Source organism: Aphanothece stagnina RSMan2012 (assembly GCF_046764815.1).
GTDB lineage: Bacteria > Cyanobacteriota > Cyanobacteriia > PCC-6307 > Cyanobiaceae > NIES-981.
This window is the reverse complement of the sequence record NZ_JBKOUC010000128.1, coordinates 1-328: the sequence shown is the minus strand read 5'-3', so window position 1 is coordinate 328 and position 328 is coordinate 1. Positions and strand designations below refer to the sequence as shown.

The 328-nt window shown below is 63.7% G+C and carries 1 protein-coding gene; it reads left to right on the top strand.

What is annotated here, in order from left to right:
* A partial coding sequence (locus tag ACLNEE_RS17065) for a transposase (RefSeq protein ID WP_411425350.1) occupies nt 1-328 on the top strand: 328 nt, incomplete at both ends.

Below are 328 nucleotides of genomic sequence, written 5' to 3'. Positions count from 1 at the left end.
CGCCCTGGAAGCGGAGCTGGCACTGGATTTGGATCGCCAGATCGATGCGATCGAGGAGCGGATCTGGGATTACTACTGCGAGGCCGATCCCGAGCAGATCCTGCTGTCGGTTCCCGGGATTGGCAGGATCCTTGCTGCCCAGATCCTGGGTCGCCTGGGTGATCCCGGGCGGTTTCGATGCCTGGCCGCAGCCAGGGCCTACTCCGGCTTGATCCCTAGACAAAACAGCTCAGGGCGCAGCAGTGCTGGCGGAGGCCCCAGCAAGAAAGGGGATGCCTGCTTGCGGGAAGCGCTGTTCCTGGCGGCCAATCAGGTCCGCCGTTTCGAT